We start from the raw sequence: 17,799 nt of genomic DNA, 5'->3' as shown, positions 1-17,799 counted from the left end.
AATTTCTAATAACTAGAAAATGCTATCTTGATGGATTTTGATGAACATACTGGTACCGATTTTTGTGTAATCGATTTTATATTCTTTTCCATTTAGGGTTTGAATAAACACTAAGGTTTTTTCATCGCCAAACACATCGCTTGTTGTAATATCAACAAGTTCCATATCCATCATTTTAGCATCGCGCTTATTCTCAGGGATTTTCCCTTCGTACTGCTTGATGCCTTTATAAGTAACGATAAGGGGCGGATTTTCGTCGCCGTTTGTTACTAGCAAATCTAACTTTCGAATTTTATGGATAATGGTATTTCTACCGCTTATCAGGAAGGCCTTCTCTGTCATTCTTCTCTCCGCGCCAGTTCGCCTTGTTCAGGAATCATTTATTTTTATTAAGATAGCAAATTTTGACACTATGTGCACAGCATAACCTATTGGCGATAGGTTATTATCTCTGCTTAAAGTATAAGCTTAAATTCACGTTCGCGCGTATAAAAGCATCTATCATTGATTAAAAAAACTATTTCGCATGGTTAATTTCTACTTAAACCCATGCACTCGCTATTATTATGACCCGCGAGCCGCAGCCTCTCTAGTATCCGAAAGTCTATAATACGCCCTTAGCGCGAGCCTAATCCCACTTTATCCATGGTCTATTCAGTAAGTTACGTAGCAATTGCTTGCATGGTTGTGCTTCAGGGCTTCCAAATTCACAGCTATCAGCCTCTAAAAGGTCGACCTGAGCGAGTATATTTGAAACCGAAATCTCAAGTGCCAGTTCGCTATCGAGCTGTGTCATCGGTAAAATGAATTCTACCCTGTTAGTAAAGGCACAAGATGCTTCAGGCGCTGCATCAGCGGATTCAGACTCACAATTAGCACTGCCCAAATGATACTGCCACTGTTTATTGTTAGCCCCCGCGTGAGATAAATCCAGGCGTAAGAAACGATGCCCCGACTGTTTGTTTAAAAACATGCTGGTATCATTTAACGGTGATGCTTGAGCTAGAGGGTCGGTATGGTTTACATCAAAGGGAAGCCCCATTGTGAACCTAAGGTTGGTCGCCAGTTTTAATAGGCCTTCCGATACATCTAGAATGATTTTATTATTGGCATTTTGTGGCGCGCTACACAATGTATGAAACTTTAATAAGGCGGTAGATTGGGTTTGCCACTGCGTTTGCTTAAATGATACTCGCTGCCATTTACCGTCAATACGCACTTCAGGTTTGGTTAAGTAGAAGCCAAAGTAATCTAGTTGCCATTTTGTAGGCCCTACTTTTACCATTAATGGGCATGCGCTATTTTCAATGCCCGTAAGCGTAAATGGGATCTCGCCCACTTCTCGTTCACTCAAGCCCAGCTTGTCGCAGCCCGACAACCCTAAAATAACCGCTAATATGACACCTAAACGCCCGTGCATTTTCATTTCTATCTGTACTTCCTGTTTGAATTTAAGGTGCTAGGACCTTGGTATAGTGGTGTTAACCCCTTCGCCCAGAGGTTATAACTAATAAACGTCCCGTTGCTAAGGATCATAGTGAGGCTAATAAGGCTGGCTCGTCAAGGATTGAGGTGGCCGTGCAAGGTAAAGAAGGTGATAACAATGCAAATTCATCACAAATGCAGGTAAAGCTGAACAAAAATAAAGCAAACTGTTCACAAAGCCTAACCCTAGGCGTGACAAGGCAAATAAAACTGCTTATACTTGCGCTCGCTTTTCATTGATACGTTTCACGTTTTCAAGCAAGCGATTTCAAATATGGCCCCATAGCTCAGTTGGTTAGAGCATCCGACTCATAATCGGCAGGTCCCCTGTTCAAGTCAGGGTGGGGCCACCATTTTTCCTAGCTTCAAGCGATAGTATTTACCAACCATATTTTACTGTGCTACATATGTGCTACAGTTTCGGAATAGAATTTATTTAAAGCTCTTGAGAAATTAAATAAGCCCATAGGTAATTAAACCTTTTGCTTCTAGCTCGCCACTCCAATAATCATCGTTCTGTTTTGCGCAAACTGCGAACATTTCAACTAGTTCATCTGAACAATGCTCTCTAAGAATTTCGATAATTTTGTCATTATTAAGTGAACTGTCGTGGAGGTTAGCTTGTAAATTTGGGAATTTTTGTTTTATCGCTTTAAGAAGTGCTTCTTCAAAGTCAATGTATTCAAATTCATAACCATCTTCATTATGCGTATCTAGAATGAGTTAATACCAGTCATCCATTGTACCTTCGAATTCATCAATAATTTTTGAGTACTCGGGAGGAGTAAACTTCTCCCCTCCTACCGGAACTGATCCCTGTCTCAAGGGGCCAATGTCAGCTTGACTTAAATCCTCTGCAGTATCAGTTTTATTTCTAATTAAGTTATTGTAGGTTCGTTCACTAATTTTATTCACAAGCATGTTTGTTTCACTTTCTAACGCAACGTTTGCTTTGCGCGCTATCTTCTGTTTCTTCGCGCGTTTTTCCTTCTTCGTTAACTTCATTTAGATTTGAAGTAGTAAAAGCCATTAAGAAAGTATTCGGCAATAATGTACACAACACTTGCAGTGTTAATCGATATAAAGCGCTACGGTCGAGCAAAATGCTTGATATTTATTCTATTTTCTCTGATACCGCCACTTTGACGCTACAGTACTAATTTGCTCAATGGTCATAGCTTTTTTCTGCCAACCCTTGTCGAAATCAACATCATTTGAGCGAGGTAATTGTTCATCTGATAAGCTACGAATCAACACTCTAGTAGGCAATGTTGCTGCTTGGCCAACAAAGATGGCTTCTTGACGCCTTAAGCCCGAAAGCATCTTTGTCAATCCAGACATAGAGTCGGGTAGTACGCTACGAACATGCTCGCGGTCAGTATCATTGGTTATTCGAAGTACAATCCATGAGTTGCATTGCGACAGTACCGTTGCCTCAACTTCACTCGGTCTCTGAGACACGAGTATCAAACCAACGCCATACTTACGGCCTTCCTTCGCAATTCGACGAATTGCAGACTGCGCTGCTTCATACTGTGCCTCACCGCGATTCGGCACATATCGGTGTGCCTCTTCACAAACCAAAAGCACAGGGCTATTTTGCCGTTCAGCCTCGGTTTGCCAAACTTTAAGTTGAAAAACAATTCGTGCAATCGCTGCACTGGCAACACCCGCCACCTCATTAGGTACACCCGAAAGATCAACAATCTGCACTGTGGCTTTTTGTGTTAAGAATTGATTGACGATAGCGGGTAGCGGATCTTTGTCACCGTCCCAGTTTTCCATCATAAATTTGAGTCGACCATCTTTTAGCAATGAATCAATCTTGCGAATTACTTTACTGTAATCTTCGTGGTCTTTTTTATTCGCACCAGATGGCCTTTGCTGGTTAATAGCTCCGATTAATCCGTCTGTATACAGCTCGCCATCCTTTTTTCCAAAGTGATCAAGTCCGCTGCTGTCACCAATGATATAAGGAATCGGCGAATCAACCGTTAATTGATTCTTATCAAGTCCAAGCTGTTCAGCTGCTGCCTCACGAACCGCTATTAGGGCATTTTTAACAATGTTGGATTGTGAGGTTGCTGCAAACTCGGTCTTGCCGATAAACAAACTCAGTGACTCTTCTAAATCAAGTAACCAATACGGTAGTCTTAGTGAACCTTCATCGGTCGATAAACGCTGGTGTTTCGGGAACGCTTTGCCGTATTCATTGTGTGGATCAAGGATAATAATTTGTGGGTGCCAGTGCTCATGATTGGCTATCTGCCCACGTTCGAGAACACTGTGAATAACTGCCGCCACAGTACCCGATTTGCCGGCACCGGTGGAGCCTAGGATGGCTGTATGCTTACCTAGCAATTCATTCAGTTCTGCGTAACAAGGGGCACCGCCAGATCCTACATGTTCACCAAGTTGAATAACAGCACCTTTGGCATCACCGTAAATAAACCTTAGTTCTGATTTAGGTGTCAGATAAATGGTTTGTTGTGGAAGTGGATAAGTAGCGACGCCACGTTCAAATTCAAGGGTAAACTCATCTTCACCTTTCCTACGCCACTCCCCTTCACCAAACAAATCAGCTTCAATTATTCGCTCATCTGAAGACGCGACAGGTAAGCCTTTTTCTAGTTGATAGTCCGCCTTCATACGTAAACGACTGACTAACCCATAAATAGAGCGGCGACCAAAATGAACTTTTATGATTGAACCAAACTGCCCAATCGGATAGTTTTCACCAGCAAATACGCGAGACAAGTCTGAAATACTAGGATCGAGTTCGGCGATAATACGCGAACCATCTACCTCAATAATTTTACCTATAGAGAGATTCTCAATGGGTTTTATGTATTTGTTATCCATATCAAATACCTCCTTCAAGGATCTGGGTTAGGTTTTCAAACTTCCACCATTCAATGCTATTTTCTGAGGTTGCCTTGTGGTCGGCGTGATAAAAACCTTTATCGGCAAAAATAAGTACTTGTTCGTTGATTGAGCTGTCTTCATGCCAAGTTTTCAGCGCACCACTAGGCTCAGAGTCGCTCGTAAACGTAATCACGGTTAAATTGCCATTTGAAGCCCTTAAACCACGTTCGATTTCTAGATTGATATGGGCATCGCCAAAACTATAACCTGCAATCAATAAAACCCGTTGGCTACCGCCTGCCGGATTCAAAACTGATCTCGCTCGATGCATTAAATTGGCGTAGGGGTCGAGCTGAGTTTCACGGTATTTAGTCGATGCAGGCCAAATCATAATCTTTGCTGCTTGATCTTGGCTGCGCTTTAAATGCGGTGCAATACGCAGTGGTGTTGATGAAGAACTGTGTTCAGCCCAATTGATGGAGCCGTGTAGCTTAAATACTCGAGCATCAAGATTGTTCTGTTCAAACGTCGAAGGGTTCCACCAGCCGGAGACGCCGCCTTCTAGACCATCGGCATATCTCAATTGTGATAGTGCAAGTGAGTCTTCAATTAACGTGTCGTAGTTCATCACTAGATAATCAATTGTACTCGGTAGGTTGCCTTTTCCTGGTCGCATTGGTCGATGCAGTGCCTGAACAAAGCGCTCATGAACAGCAGAATCTACATCATCTTTAATTACGTCAAAAATAGCGAGTTTTATCTCGTTTATCGCTGCTAATAGCTGATCATTATTATATTCATTACCACCAATAGATACATCGTTAGCCATTACGTTGCGATTTGATCGGCGAGCGGTGATGGCAAGCCAATCTACGAGTTCGCTTAAGTAGTCTTCTATATGCGAAGCTGGATTTGCGCCAGCAAAAGAGTTTTGTATGGCAGTCAATATCTGCTTTGAATCGTCGGAGAGCTTGTCACTTATTAGTGCTCTCTCTGTTAGTTGGTTTGTTAATGGAAGCCCAGCACAAAAACTTGCTCCCGCACCCAACAAAACAGCTTTGGAGTGCGAAAGTAACTCTTCAAGCTTGTTTATTGCTTCTCTTAACTCTTTCTGTTCAAAAACCGTGGTATCGAATGCCATACTCCCTCCTTAGAGTTCGCCTTTAAAGGCGGAATCGAGAATTGATGCTTTTAGTTGATGCATCATTATTATTTTTTCAGAAATTTCAGCTTTACTCTTTCTTGCTTTGGATATCAAAGCGTTGCAGTCAGCAACCGCTTTAGCAATGGCCTTATCATCAGCCGGAAATGGAAGCGTCAGGTTCTTAAGGTCTGTTATTGACAAATTCGGCTGATTCAGGGACTTAGATTTTTCCAATACATAATTTTTAGTGCGGGATGACTGCAAGTAAAGATAAATAAAATCTAATACTTGTTTGTTGTGTGAAGTTATTGCGGCTACACGCTGATTCACTAGCGCTCCGCTATAAGATTCAGGTACTCGGCAAACTTTCAACCCACCATTAATTATCGGACGAGTTAATGCAATTACAATATCGTTCGCCTTTGCTGCAAATCTCTGATATTCAATTTCATAGCCAGTAGGCAGAAACTCTTCTGCACTTTCAGAAAACTCAGTAACACCAACGTTGGTTATTTTGATCGGCTTAACTCCCGACTCCGAAGTAAAATCTCCACTCTTGAATGCATAGCCAGATATGAAATTAACTAGCTTTAATAAAGGCAACTCGGGATTTGTTTTTGTGAGTTCAGTAAAATAGACATCAAGCCCATTCTGAGACAACTCATCAGTCAGCGTGACGCTTTGCTGAAAATGCTCGATGGCGGTGTCGATGCGGGTGAGCAGTGCATCGAGTTTTTCGACAATGCGTTTTTGTTCAGTTATTGAAGTAATAGGTACTTTGGCTATTTGAGTAAACAGTTTGGTTGTAGCTCTAGGCATTCGTGCGCCTGAACAGTTATTCATTGCCAAGTCAACGAAATACTGAGAGCGAAGATAGTAAGCCAAAAAGTCTGGACTGATTGCATCAGAACATTCAAATGGGATGATTTCTGTAGTAGCTATTCCATCTATTTTAGCCACAACCACTTTGTTTAAATATGGTCTTAACTTTCCATAAAGTACCATCCCTTTCTTGAACGAAACTTTTGTACTACTTATTTCCGAACCGTTTGTTGGAGAGTCACTGATAACTTTCCCGGTATTACTTTCAATGTTCTCTAAGCCAATATAGTTATATTGTTCTTCAGGGTTAGGTTCCACTGTTTTTCTTGATAGAGTGCAGATATCGGTTAAATTACTCCACTCCCACCCATCCGGCAGTTTATATAAAACCTGCTCCATGCTTACTTCTCCGTCAACAGGTTTTCAATTTCATCCAATAGGCCTGACACCAGTTTTTCTTTGGTGCGTATCTGCTTAAGGATATCGCTTGGCGCTAAATGCTCGGCATCTTTTTGCTTGGCTGGGTTTTTGGCGGATAGGTCATAATCTTCAGCCAGTTTGCTGGCTGAAACCGTCCATGAACGTTCGGTAGTTTCGCGGCTGTTATACAGCCCCACAAACTCTTTTAGATGACCATCTGTGATAGGTTTATTTTTGGTGAGTTTTTGCTCAGGCTCACATTCATAGAACCACACATCGCTAGTGCCGCCGCTGCGATCGAAAAACAGGACGTTAGTTTTAACACCCGAGTACGGTAAAAATACGCCAGCGGGCAGGCTTAAAATGGTGTGGAGGTTAAAATTTTCCAGCAGTTCTTGTTTGACTTGTTTAAACGCACTGTTGGTTTGGAACAACACGCCTTCTGGTACTACGATGGCAGCCTTGCCACCACTCTTTAGGGTTTTCATAAAATGCTGTAAAAACAGCAATTCAGTCGCGTTACTCTGAATAGGGAAATTTTGCTGAATTTGTGACTTCTCTTTACCGCCAAATGGCGGGTTAGCCAGAATAATGTCGTAGCGGTCTTTTTCCTGAATATCGCGTATATTCTGAGTCAGGGTATTACCGCGGAATAAGTTGGGTGACTCGATGCCATGCAAAATCATGTTCATCATACCCATCACGTAAGCCAGCGAGGTTTTTTCAAAGCCAAAGAAGGTATCACGCTGGATAAAGTCCCATTGCTCAGTAGAAAGCGCACTCTTTTTTGCTTTCAGGTGGTCAAAGGCTTCGACTAGGAATCCGCACGAGCCAGCCGCTGCATCGTAAATGGTTTGCCCAGCTTGTGGGTCAATTGACTTGATCATGGCGCGTACTACTGGGCGTGGGGTGTAAAATTCACCCGCATAGCCACCAGCATCGCCCATGTTTTGCAATAACCCTTCATAGACTAGCGAGAGCTCAAACATTTCATCACTGGATTGGAAGTTCAGCGTATCGATAATATCCAACACTTCACGCAAGGTATGGCCAGAAGCGACCTTGTTGTCTAAATAATGGAAGATGGCGCCAATCTTATAGGTGAAGGATTTAGGGTCAGAGCCAGTAACGGCAGAGTTGGCAAAGCTTTTTAAGTAAGGAAACAACTCGTTATTCACATAATCGGTCAAGTCATCGCCCGTGCGAATTTTGTTGATATCTAGCTTGCCCTCAGTATTTTTCGGGCAGGCCCAATTTGACCAACGGAGCTCATCATCCAATACAGGTTGATAGTCTTTACCAGACAGCACAGCTTCATCTTCTTTTTCTGACTCGTAATCATCCAAAAACTTCAAGAACAATACCCAAGAGGTTTGCTCGGTATAGTGCATAGCCCCGCTAATGCCATCGTCGCGGCGCAGTATGTCGGTAATTCGGTCAATCTTTTGTTGTAGTGACATTATCTTAATTTCTCTTTAATAAACTGGTACATCTTAGTGATGTCTTCGCTGATTTCGTCTGGCGGAATCAGGTCGATATACGCTTGGAGTTTAGCGAAGTCCAAGCCATTTCCATCGATGTTAATTAGCGGGTCCAGAATACTTTTTACTTTTTCTGATGAAAGTTGTCCAAGACCTTCGTTAAAGTCTAAGTTTTCTCCGAGGTGTTGAGTTGCTAAAGGAGCTTTGTTGCCAGTTTCTTCATCTACCAAGCACTGATAGTCACCATTCATGTTCTTATGAAGATGGCAAGCTAGGCCTAAAGAGTCATTGTTAACACTTTTAAGAAGCTGATGATGTTTCAATGCAGTATATGAAAGTAGGTAGTGCTTTACTTCTCGCCTTCTCCATACGAAAATTTGAGCATTTATTTTAGATTTTCCTACTATCGAAGATGTAATACCTTTTCCGCCATTTAGCTGTAAGCTTTCGTTGTCTATACTAGCTAATGGCAAGCTATCTCTATCACAAATTAAGCAAACGTTTTTGGCTTTGTGATTACTTCCATCAATGTAACTAACAAAAGACTCTAACCATTTAAGTTTTTTTTCTGCAAACGATGACGTGTGAGAATTCCAACCTGATTCTATGGAAATACAGCATATCTTTCGTAATTGGGAACTTATTTCCTCGTATTTTTCCTGCCCTAACTTTCTTATAGCGAGCCTGGTGAAAATCTCCCAATCGTTTTCGTTATCCATGAGTACAATAAGCTCATGAAGTGCATAAGCCTTCAGCTTTGCCCTATTAATATTGGATAGCTGCTCCAACCTAGCTTGTAACTCTTTTCTCTCAGTAGAAGGTAAGATGCGCCCTTGCTTAATTATGTGAATATTTTCCACTCCAATTTCAGATATTGAGTCAAGCAAGTGTGTGGTCGAGAGTGCTTTCCCTTTGGCATTCGCCACGCTAGCCCAGAGTTTACTAATATTCCTAAAATGAAGATGGCTATCAGCTTCGTCAAAAAGGAACAAAGTATTTTCATCATCGAAAAGGTCTAAAAGTGAATACACGAACAACAGCTGATATTCCCCATCACTTACTTCGTCTAGAGATAGGCCGTTACAAAAGCTTAGGTGGAGGCTCGTCTTCGTTATTGGATTGTTGGCATCAATAGCTTGAGTCAAAAAAGTTACAGCGGGGTCATCACTGATTCCATTAGTTCCTCCTTCAATATGAGCAGACTCGAAAGATGTGTTAAAGATTTCTTTGCTCGTTACCGTGATAATTTGCTTTGAAATTATGTCTTCAAACTCATAATCTTTATCAATCACATTTGCGATAAAACTTGATAGACTTCTAAAAAAGGGGGTTGTGCGAATTGTATCTTGGGCTCCTGTTTCTTCTTGTTTCAAAGCTGCTTTTACCTTGTGAACGAAAGGCCGGTCAATTCTGAAGCTGCAAGATAGCACTGAGCTGATATCATCTCCTAGATCATCACTTTCTTGTACGTGGCCTAGAGACCTCAGTAATTCCCTTACCTTTCCTTGTTTCTTGAGAACAGAGGCCAAAAAAATTAATAGTGGAGACCAAGTTTTGTCGTAGTAAAAACAATGCAATGACAACCCAGTTTTAGATTTCCTAGCTTTTTTCAAATAACTCGAAAACGTTCTTGAATAGCGCTCGTTGTGCCCTGAAGAAAAGCAAACGACCTTACATTCAGTTAGCATCTCCTCGTCCATACGAGCTTCAAAAATAGTTTGAAGGATAGATGATTTCCCACATCCATTTTCACCGATCAAGGCCGAGAATTTATTGAGCTTGAATGATTGCGCTACCGGATGGAGATGATTAGCGGATAAAGTTAATTCCATTTCAGTTCACGTAATAAAGCTGTTGTTGTAATTGTTTGAAAGCCGCAAGCAAATAAGCCGGCTTTCCACCGAATGCGGTCGAAGCGTCTTTAATTGTGCCCAACCCTGATAGCTCGATAAGTGCAGGTAGTCTTTCACGTGATAATTCCGTGCTGCCGGTTTGTTCATAACGATTTAATACATAGTGTAAAAACCGCTGAGCCTTTTCCTGCTTATACTGTGTAAAAAAGGCGCTGTTATTACGCACTTCATCGGCGCGAGATTTGCGGGTTGCCATAGGCTGCTCAAAGGCTAAAAACGCCAACAGGTCGAAGATATCGCAGTCTTCTGCCTCAAACATCCGCCGCAGGGTGGCGAGTTGCTCTGTATCAAAGCCTGCTTGTACTAATTTACCTAAAAGCGTCTCGCGCTCATCTGGGTCCGACCATATCTGGCGTAATTCTTCCACCGATTTGAACAAACCAGGTAATTGAGTGGTCAAACGCTCTACAAATTCCTGCACTGTAAGGGGTTTACCATTTTCGTCAATGTAGCGAACTTCTATATCTATGACTTTGAGCTCACGATGTTTACCCAGTTTTACTTTTAACTTTGGTTCCCCTGGTTCAGGAAGAGGTCCTTCTCCCGGAGGCTGCGGCGAGTAAGGAGGTGGTTTGGGTTCCCCTGTACCACCAGGCTCTGGCGCCTCAGGCTCTCCATCCCAATCTTTGTCGTAAAACTTATTAGTTGCACCGCGAAAGTCAATAATAGTGAAGTAGTCTTTACCATCAAAAACACGAGTCCCGCGACCGACTATTTGCTTAAACTCCACCATTGAACCAACGGTTCTATCTAGTACCACGTTTCGTACGTTACGCGCATCTACACCTGTGGTTAGCATTTGCGATGAGGTTATGATAGTGGGAATGTCTTTATCATTATCTTGAAACTTCTCTAAAAGTTCGCGGCCGATTTTACCCTCATCACTCGTAACACGAACACAGTAGTGTGAGTCTTTTACTTTTTTATGTTTGTTGATCATATCACGCATCGTAAGTGCATGATTTTGGTTTTCGCAGAAGACGATAGTTTTTTCTAATGGATTGGTATTATCCAATATAGCTTTTGCGACAAGCTCCGTACGATCATCTACAACAATTTTTTTGTCGTAATCTTCAACCTGATAGACGTCTTGACCAGACTCACCTTCAATTATTTTATCGTCTCCAGTCAGCACCAACTCATCTAAATTGGTGCGTACTCGTTTAACGCGGTATGGCGTTAGGAAGCCGTCGTTAATGCCATCTTTTAAGGAATACTCAAAAGCAGGTTTGCCAAAATAGTCATAAGTATCCACGTTGGCTTCACGTTTTGGTGTGGCAGTAAGACCTACATGTACCGCACTACCAAAATGATCGAGTATGGCTCGCCAAGAGCCTGTTTCATTGGCACTGCCACGGTGACACTCGTCAATCATTACAAGGTCAAAAAAATCACTCGGGTACGCTTTATAATAACCTTCAATATTCTCGCGCTCTGCAATGGCTTGATATATCGCAAAAAAGATATGCGCATTTGTTGGCACGATACCGCCGCGCTTACGCACTTCTTCACCGTTTATTTTGATGATATCTTTTTCGTAAGGATTGAACGTGTTAATAGCTTGGTCAGCCAAAATATTGCGATCTGCTAAAAACAAAATTCTTGGTCTACGTGTTCCCGAAGATTCTCTGTTCCACCTCGACTGAAATAGTTTATGGACAATTTGAAAGGCAATAAACGTCTTACCTGTTCCAGTAGCCAGTGTTAACAACACTCGTGGTTCGCCCTTTCCAATAGCATCTGTGGCTGCATGCACGGCTAATTCTTGGTAATAACGCGGCTGCATTGCTCCTTCTAAATGGAAGGGTACATTACGCAGTTGTTGTCCTAAGTCAGAGTTAACGCCCGCGTAACGATTTTCGAGCTCTTGGGGTGTAGGATAAAACTCGACGTAGTCGCCTTTGCCGGTTTCTAAATCAAATTCATAAGTTTGTTTACCATTACTAGAATAAACAAAGCGAACTAATAGCTTCTTGGCATAATCGATAGCTTGTTGGAGACCTTTGGTTGGATGCTCAGACTCTTTCTTTGCTTCAACCACAGCAAGGTAACGATTGTCCTTATAAAGCAGATAATCGACAAAACAGCGACGACCACGAGCGCCTCCAGCAAGCTTGCGGCCATCGGTGAAGTAGTGTTCTCGAATGATATTGTTCGGTTGCCAATGTGCAGCTTTTAACGCTGGGTCAATGTAATTTGCTCTAGTATCTGCTTCTGAACTCACTCGTCACTCCTTGTAACTCAACGCTACTTCCACACTTTAAACCACAGTCGTCAAAACCGATGGTAAAACCATGACTATATTACACATCTTTTAATGAGAAATACTATTTGTCGTCGACGTCTTACACCTTAGGCTAGTTAATTATCAATGGTTCTTCATTGGGTAACCAGCCTCTTTACGCCTTAGCCCGTTTTCCACGCTTCGGGCTATTCAACATTTTGAGGTTATCGAATAATTTTGAGTTTAATAATAAGCTTCTAATCGTTTCCATAAAAAGTAGGTCGTGCGCACTATCAACTTCTTTGCCTGTAATCACTGAATTTACCCACATGAAATGCCAAAAACCAGCCCCCCTCACGCTAGCACGTATTGCACCACGGTTACTTGCACTAGATTCTTCTACAGCCTTTGTTATAAAAGGTGTTCTAAAACTAACACGTCCACTCCGCTGTACTATTTTCACCACGAATAGGCTACTAATTTTAACTTAAACTCTTCGTAGTCTTTCTAACATTCCGCTGAATTGCTAAATCTCTTATTAGAAGATTTAGCAACGTTCCTATTTAGGAAAGAACAAGTGACAAATGTAGCGGTCTGCAATTGTTCATGAAAACAGAAATAATACTGACATTTAAAAATACCCCTTACCGAATACCATTGATAGGCGCTAACGCGCATAAACGTAAAGCTCTAAAGCAAAATTGACCAGTTCAAACTTTTATATTTTAATCATCTATAACGTTCACAGAAAGGATTCACCAATTGTTACCTCCAAGCTTTAACATTAAGGACATCCATAAAGCTGCGGTAGAAGCATTCCCTGAACTCCAGCTTAAAATTGAAAGCCTACCCATAACAGATTTAGGAAAAAGCTTAGCCCGTAATTCACCTGGCATAATTACTCTATTCGACTTGATTATGCTGAGCTATCCCGACGGCCAAGAGCCCTCATCATTTAATATATACAGTCGTTCATTTAAAAAGGTATGGGCTCAGTTTGAACCATGTATTAACTATGTTCATAAGCTGATAGAAGAAAGTCACTCTATTTACAGAGATTCTACGATCAGTCAACTCTACGAACATTTCATAATCAGCAAAAAGCCTGAAAAGTTCATATCAAAACATTTTCCAGACCTCGCTGGTTTAAGAAGCAGCCTAGTCCAGGGATTGCTCTGGAGCTTACCTAAAGGCTATTTAAAGACTGTAGATGAATTGCTCTCGTTCAACAGATTTTGCGCATTAGACTTAGTCACTTCGCAAGTGTTGGAACATCGAGAAACTACTATACTCGATTGGGAGTTCGTTGTTGCAACGAGAGAATATTGCCTTTTTCATCTCGCCGGCAGTCGTAAACATTCCCCATTACAGCCCTTTGATAGTAATCCCAAATTTAATCACATAACTAATTACTCTGAATTTAAGGCAAAATTGGCATTAGCAGATACTTGTGACGTCAGTGCGCTACTTAGGGAATGGAAAAAAGTATGTTTAGAAATAAACAGAAGAAAAAATACCGCATTTATAAGTGAATACTTGGGAAGCGCTTTGCTGATTGCGCATCAGTGGTATCAATGGAGTGGTTTTCATTTAAAAGCTGCATGTCGACTGGGTGATAATAGAATACGTATTCACAATAGTTTTTTTGACTTTGTCATAAAAAGAATCGAACAATTAGCAACCTACGTAGAAGTTATTTTTAAATACCACCAAACTAAGAATGAACTCCACTTTTCAGAGCATGACGAAATCGAGTGGGTAATAGCATCTCAATTAGATGGGCGAATTAGGGCATCTGAAGTTACAAACGGTCAACTTGAGATATCAGTCGACGAAGAAAACTATGAAATGCTGCAGACTGGAATCTCAGACGTCGTACGTTATATCTTTCATGCCGCAGTTGTCTATCAGCGAGAAGATATCCTCCGCCTATGTGCACCGTATATAGATAAGTTTTCTGTATATGATGAAAGGCTGATGGCTTTCATAGGTTTTTATAACAAATGGCCTCTCGTGTTGAAACTAGTTAAAGATACACCTGGAATAACAACTCAAAAACTCTATAAAGCGTTACAAGTAGATGGTCGAAGTTTTCGCCCTATTTTAGTTGCTGGGGAGCAAAACGGCTTCATTTCAATTGAGGATGGAAAGCTTCACTTAGATACCTGAGAAATGCTAGGCGTGACTTTCCTCATCAAGCCAGAGGTACAATTAAAAGTGCTAATTTAAAAGCGTTCACTATGATTTTATTACTTCACTAATATTCCGGTGCCAGCACTCGATTACTTCCATCAGAGGCGCACGTAAGGTCGTATGGATATATGTCGCGTCTAAGTTTGTCTTTTTATGGTTGAGTAATCGCTCTACCAAGTAGTAGTCAACACCGCTATCGCGCAAATATGTTGAACCATACTTACGCAGATCGTGAAGAGTAAATCTTCCTCTACTTGCTTTCATGATTCTTTGCGCCGCATAACTAGAAGACCAACTGCTACGCCCCTGCTTTACCGGAAATAAAAAGCGACTGCGGCAATACCGCCGCTGTTGTCGTTTGTAGTCCGCTAGCCACTTGAGGGAATATGATGATAGTGGCAAGGTAAGTGCTGCACCCGTTTTAGTGTGCTCTTCAGGTATACTCCAAGACATTATCTGAGTATCAAAGTCCCTCCACCGCGCCATTACTGTTTCGGTATTACGTGTAAGAAAGCCCAGACAAAGCAAACATAGAAAACGGTCTGGAGGACTAAAATGTTGAAATTGTTTTATAACCTCGCTTAAAGGTAATCCAGCGAGTGCTGCTTTTTTAGGTTTAATCGAAGCTGGTAACAGCATTGTGAAGCTAAGGTCCGACAAAGGATTTTCATCTATATAGCGAAGCCCATGCGCTTGCTTAAACGCAGCTTTCAAGGTTTGGAATGCGCCCCGCAGCGTGCTCGGTGAAAACCTATTGTTTAATGGCCTTAACCAGGCTTTATCTAAAAGCTGCGAAGAACAATCTGATATACCAACTTCAGATAAATACGGGCGTAAAAGACTTTCAACTCTATGTGATTTATTCTTTATCGTACGGAGCGAAGTAAGTTCCTGCTGTGCGATGTTTGACTGATACCAATCTAGTAGATCACCCACGTTTGTAAATCGTTCAACGCTGCTCAACTTGTATCGCTTTGCGTGTTGCTCTACTAGCCACTTTCTTGCCTGTTTACGTGCCTCTTGCAAATTAACAATTGGATATTCACCTAATGCTTTACTCGTAGACACTCCACCTTCTGAATATAAGCAGTGAAAATAGCCAACTTTTCGGTGAGCCTTTGCTGGACGGAATTGCAGTTGCGGAACAGTAACGTCTCGGAAAACAAAACTTTCTTTACTTGCCTGGCGAAGTAAGCCATCTGTGAACTTAGTGTATTTCATATGGCTTTACCCGATTGCAGAGCAATAATATCGGTGCAATCAGCTAACGAAACTTCATCAATAAAAGGTGGGAGCTCGATAACCTTACTTCTTCCCATGCGAGACAACATTTCGCACGTTGCTGTTGCACCATGATGTTCGGTTAGCGTTCCTATAAGCGGGCCATATTGGCGTTTACAACTGGTCACTCTAGTCGATATATCACTCACATATTCACGCATGAAACGCTCAGTAACAGGGATTACGGTGTGCTTGCCTAACAACTTCCGCAATGCTCTTGGAAATGCACTGTAGAAATAATCTGCTCGATTACGAATAGCTTCATCTGGTATTCGGTCGCGATCATTTGAGACAAACCTAACTTCATGGCGCATCCAGGGTCTGCAATGCGCAAGCTTTAGCTGTTTACCTTTTTCATAAAAGCGGCCTCGTTTATATGCGGTTGGGCCTCCGATATAACGAGTTCTCCCTTCTACCTTGTTTCCTAGGTTTTCTTTTTTGGGGCGCTTACCACTTTCGGCATTAAAGCGGCCTCGCGAATAGTCCTTATCAATTTTTTCAATTTGATATAGTCCATTTTCATCATCTAGCGCCAAATCTATACGCCGTATAGTTACTGCTGGTTGGGCAACTAGCGCCTGCAACCAAATGTAATCTGGCTCGACCTTTTCGATACAGGCACATCCAAGACCAGTCAATTCAAGCAGTACCCTATTATATCGTCCGCTGTACTCTATCTTACCCACAACAGTTTGTATTTGAGTTGTTGTAACGATCTTGTAGGCGCAGTCGTAACCTCGACTTCGATTACACTGCCTGTGACTAATTAGTAAACTGTATTTGAGTAACTGAAGCGCAATCATTTCAAAGTAAGAATTTGGCGCTTCAATATCATCTACCCTGAGTTTAAGAAAGTCGATAAAGACAGGGGGTTGTTCGGGATTAAGCTTCCCGTAATTCTCAGCTACAAATTCGGGCTCTACACCTTTATTCATACGCTTCTACCTCAATATTTTGTGTATTCAATGATCTGGTTATTATCGATATAGATCGACTGGCATTAATTGAGGTGTTAGTCACAAGCGCTCACCGGCTTATCCGCATGATAAAACCTATGTGCATTGATAAACGCTTCGACATCTTCCGCACGATAGCGCACACAGCGACCTATTTTTACATAAGACAATGAACTTGAGCCGTGGCAGCGCCATACTGCGAGCGTGTTTAGCGTAACGCCCAGTTGTTCTGCTACTTCTTGAGGTGATAGAAGTTTTGTTTGTGGTGTTGTTTTCATTTGGGCTCTCTTAGTTTGATTAAAATGCCCGTAGATTTAACAACGATAAAGAAGTGGTAAATAGTAGGAAGGGGTACCCCCCCTTATGAAAAAACAGGGGGGGTGTATATGCTCTAGGCCTCGATTTTATTGACCAAAACACATAGGGGTATATTTTTAGTAAATCTTTGTTGTAGGTTTGCCTTTATTGATAAGTTTGAGAAGTTCTTCCCTTGCAGCACCTTCAATATCAGGATCTATGCCTTCGGCTTTTGCATACTTTCGAAACGTTTCTGACGATAAGATAGTATCTGCCCTTTGCTTAAAGGTTCTTTTTGTCGAACCATCCGCCTTAAAGTTATTTACTTCATTGTTCAGAAGAATCGCGAGCTTCAGCGAGTTACTCATTTCATCTTCGCTACTGCCTTTTATCCTCTCTTCAACTTCAGAGGGAAAATAGCTCAGTAGCAGGTTAAAGCTGTTATCAATCGCCGAAATTGCGTTTTTACACACCGAATTATAATCATAGTTAGCAATATCTTGCTTATCACGGCCTTTGGCCTCTCTGTAGGTTGAATAGGAGTGTTCAATAAAAGTCTTTTTTTCCATGATGTCGTTCATTACTTCATCAATGTTATCAAGTTCTGTATTAGATAATTCAGTCATTTAATCTTTTCGTTTGTGAAATGAGTTTATGGCTTGATTCCTAAGGCCTGTTGATCTTTCGTGATTAGTTTTTGACCGGCATGGTAAAGAGT

The 17,799-nt window shown here is 41.6% G+C and carries 14 protein-coding genes and 1 tRNA gene; 2 read left to right on the top strand and 13 right to left on the bottom strand.

All coding sequences use genetic code 11. From position 1 onward, the window contains the following. Positions 1-12 precede the first annotated feature (12 nt). Both AAC006_RS17175 and AAC006_RS17170 read right to left on the bottom strand, forming a co-directional pair. Complete coding sequence (locus AAC006_RS17175; protein ID WP_339892008.1) at positions 13-342, bottom strand: hypothetical protein; 330 nt, start codon at positions 340-342, stop codon at positions 13-15. A 286-nt stretch (positions 343-628) separates the two neighbouring features. Further along, positions 629-1,426: an MbnP family protein gene (locus AAC006_RS17170; protein ID WP_208804142.1), complete on the bottom strand. Its 798-nt coding sequence runs from the start codon at positions 1,424-1,426 to the stop codon at positions 629-631. A gap of 335 nt (positions 1,427-1,761) precedes the next feature. Here AAC006_RS17170 and AAC006_RS17165 point away from each other — a divergent pair. Continuing rightward, positions 1,762-1,838: transfer RNA gene (locus AAC006_RS17165), tRNA-Ile, on the top strand. Between the two features lie 370 nt (positions 1,839-2,208). Here the strand turns inward: AAC006_RS17165 and AAC006_RS17160 are convergent. The 7 genes from AAC006_RS17160 to AAC006_RS17130 all read right to left on the bottom strand — a co-directional run bounded on the left by AAC006_RS17160 (position 2,209) and on the right by AAC006_RS17130 (position 12,354). Then, positions 2,209-2,490, bottom strand: coding sequence for a hypothetical protein (locus AAC006_RS17160; protein ID WP_339892006.1), 282 nt, complete (start codon positions 2,488-2,490; stop codon positions 2,209-2,211). A 114-nt stretch (positions 2,491-2,604) separates the two neighbouring features. After that, positions 2,605-4,347 (bottom strand): ATP-binding protein, encoded by a 1,743-nt coding sequence (locus AAC006_RS17155; protein WP_339892004.1) that lies wholly within the window; start codon positions 4,345-4,347, stop codon positions 2,605-2,607. A gap of 1 nt (position 4,348) precedes the next feature. Beyond that, on the bottom strand, positions 4,349-5,491 hold the full coding sequence (locus AAC006_RS17150; RefSeq protein ID WP_339892002.1) for an SIR2 family protein: 1,143 nt from the start codon (positions 5,489-5,491) through the stop codon (positions 4,349-4,351). A gap of 9 nt (positions 5,492-5,500) precedes the next feature. Next, on the bottom strand, positions 5,501-6,715 hold the full coding sequence (locus AAC006_RS17145; protein ID WP_339892000.1) for a restriction endonuclease subunit S: 1,215 nt from the start codon (positions 6,713-6,715) through the stop codon (positions 5,501-5,503). 2 nt (positions 6,716-6,717) lie between these two features. Continuing rightward, positions 6,718-8,196, bottom strand: a complete 1,479-nt coding sequence (locus tag AAC006_RS17140; protein ID WP_339891998.1) for an N-6 DNA methylase — start codon at positions 8,194-8,196, stop codon at positions 6,718-6,720. Beyond that, positions 8,196-10,049, bottom strand: a complete 1,854-nt coding sequence (locus AAC006_RS17135; RefSeq protein WP_339891996.1) for an AAA family ATPase — start codon at positions 10,047-10,049, stop codon at positions 8,196-8,198. Before AAC006_RS17135 ends, AAC006_RS17140 begins: the two co-directional genes overlap by 1 nt. 1 nt (position 10,050) lies before the next feature. Further along, complete coding sequence (locus tag AAC006_RS17130; protein WP_339891995.1) at positions 10,051-12,354, bottom strand: DEAD/DEAH box helicase family protein; 2,304 nt, start codon at positions 12,352-12,354, stop codon at positions 10,051-10,053. Between the two features lie 762 nt (positions 12,355-13,116). Between AAC006_RS17130 and AAC006_RS17125 the strand changes: the two genes are divergently transcribed. After that, the gene (locus tag AAC006_RS17125) at positions 13,117-14,523 is read left to right on the top strand and encodes a hypothetical protein (RefSeq protein WP_339891993.1); all 1,407 of its coding nucleotides are present in this window, start codon (positions 13,117-13,119) and stop codon (positions 14,521-14,523) included. Between the two features lie 69 nt (positions 14,524-14,592). Here AAC006_RS17125 and AAC006_RS17120 read toward each other — a convergent pair whose 3' ends face one another. From AAC006_RS17120 to AAC006_RS17105, 4 genes are all read right to left on the bottom strand, one after another. Then, positions 14,593-15,768 carry a tyrosine-type recombinase/integrase gene (locus AAC006_RS17120; RefSeq protein WP_339891991.1) on the bottom strand — a complete coding sequence of 392 codons (1,176 nt, stop codon included), beginning with the start codon at positions 15,766-15,768 and terminating at the stop codon, positions 14,593-14,595. Then, entirely contained in the window at positions 15,765-16,763 is a 999-nt protein-coding gene (locus tag AAC006_RS17115) for a replication initiation factor domain-containing protein (protein WP_339891990.1), read from the bottom strand. Before AAC006_RS17115 ends, AAC006_RS17120 begins: the two co-directional genes overlap by 4 nt. A 77-nt stretch (positions 16,764-16,840) precedes the next feature. Beyond that, positions 16,841-17,062: a helix-turn-helix domain-containing protein gene (locus tag AAC006_RS17110; protein WP_339891989.1), complete on the bottom strand. Its 222-nt coding sequence runs from the start codon at positions 17,060-17,062 to the stop codon at positions 16,841-16,843. 156 nt (positions 17,063-17,218) lie between these two features. Then, entirely contained in the window at positions 17,219-17,707 is a 489-nt protein-coding gene (locus tag AAC006_RS17105) for a hypothetical protein (RefSeq protein WP_339891987.1), read from the bottom strand. Between the last annotated feature and the right edge of the window lie 92 nt (positions 17,708-17,799).

It is taken from the genome of uncultured Alteromonas sp., assembly GCF_963976965.1.
Lineage (GTDB): Bacteria > Pseudomonadota > Gammaproteobacteria > Enterobacterales > Alteromonadaceae > Alteromonas > Alteromonas naphthalenivorans.
The sequence above is the reverse complement of the archived record's forward strand: the minus strand, read 5'-3'. Positions and strand labels throughout refer to the sequence as shown.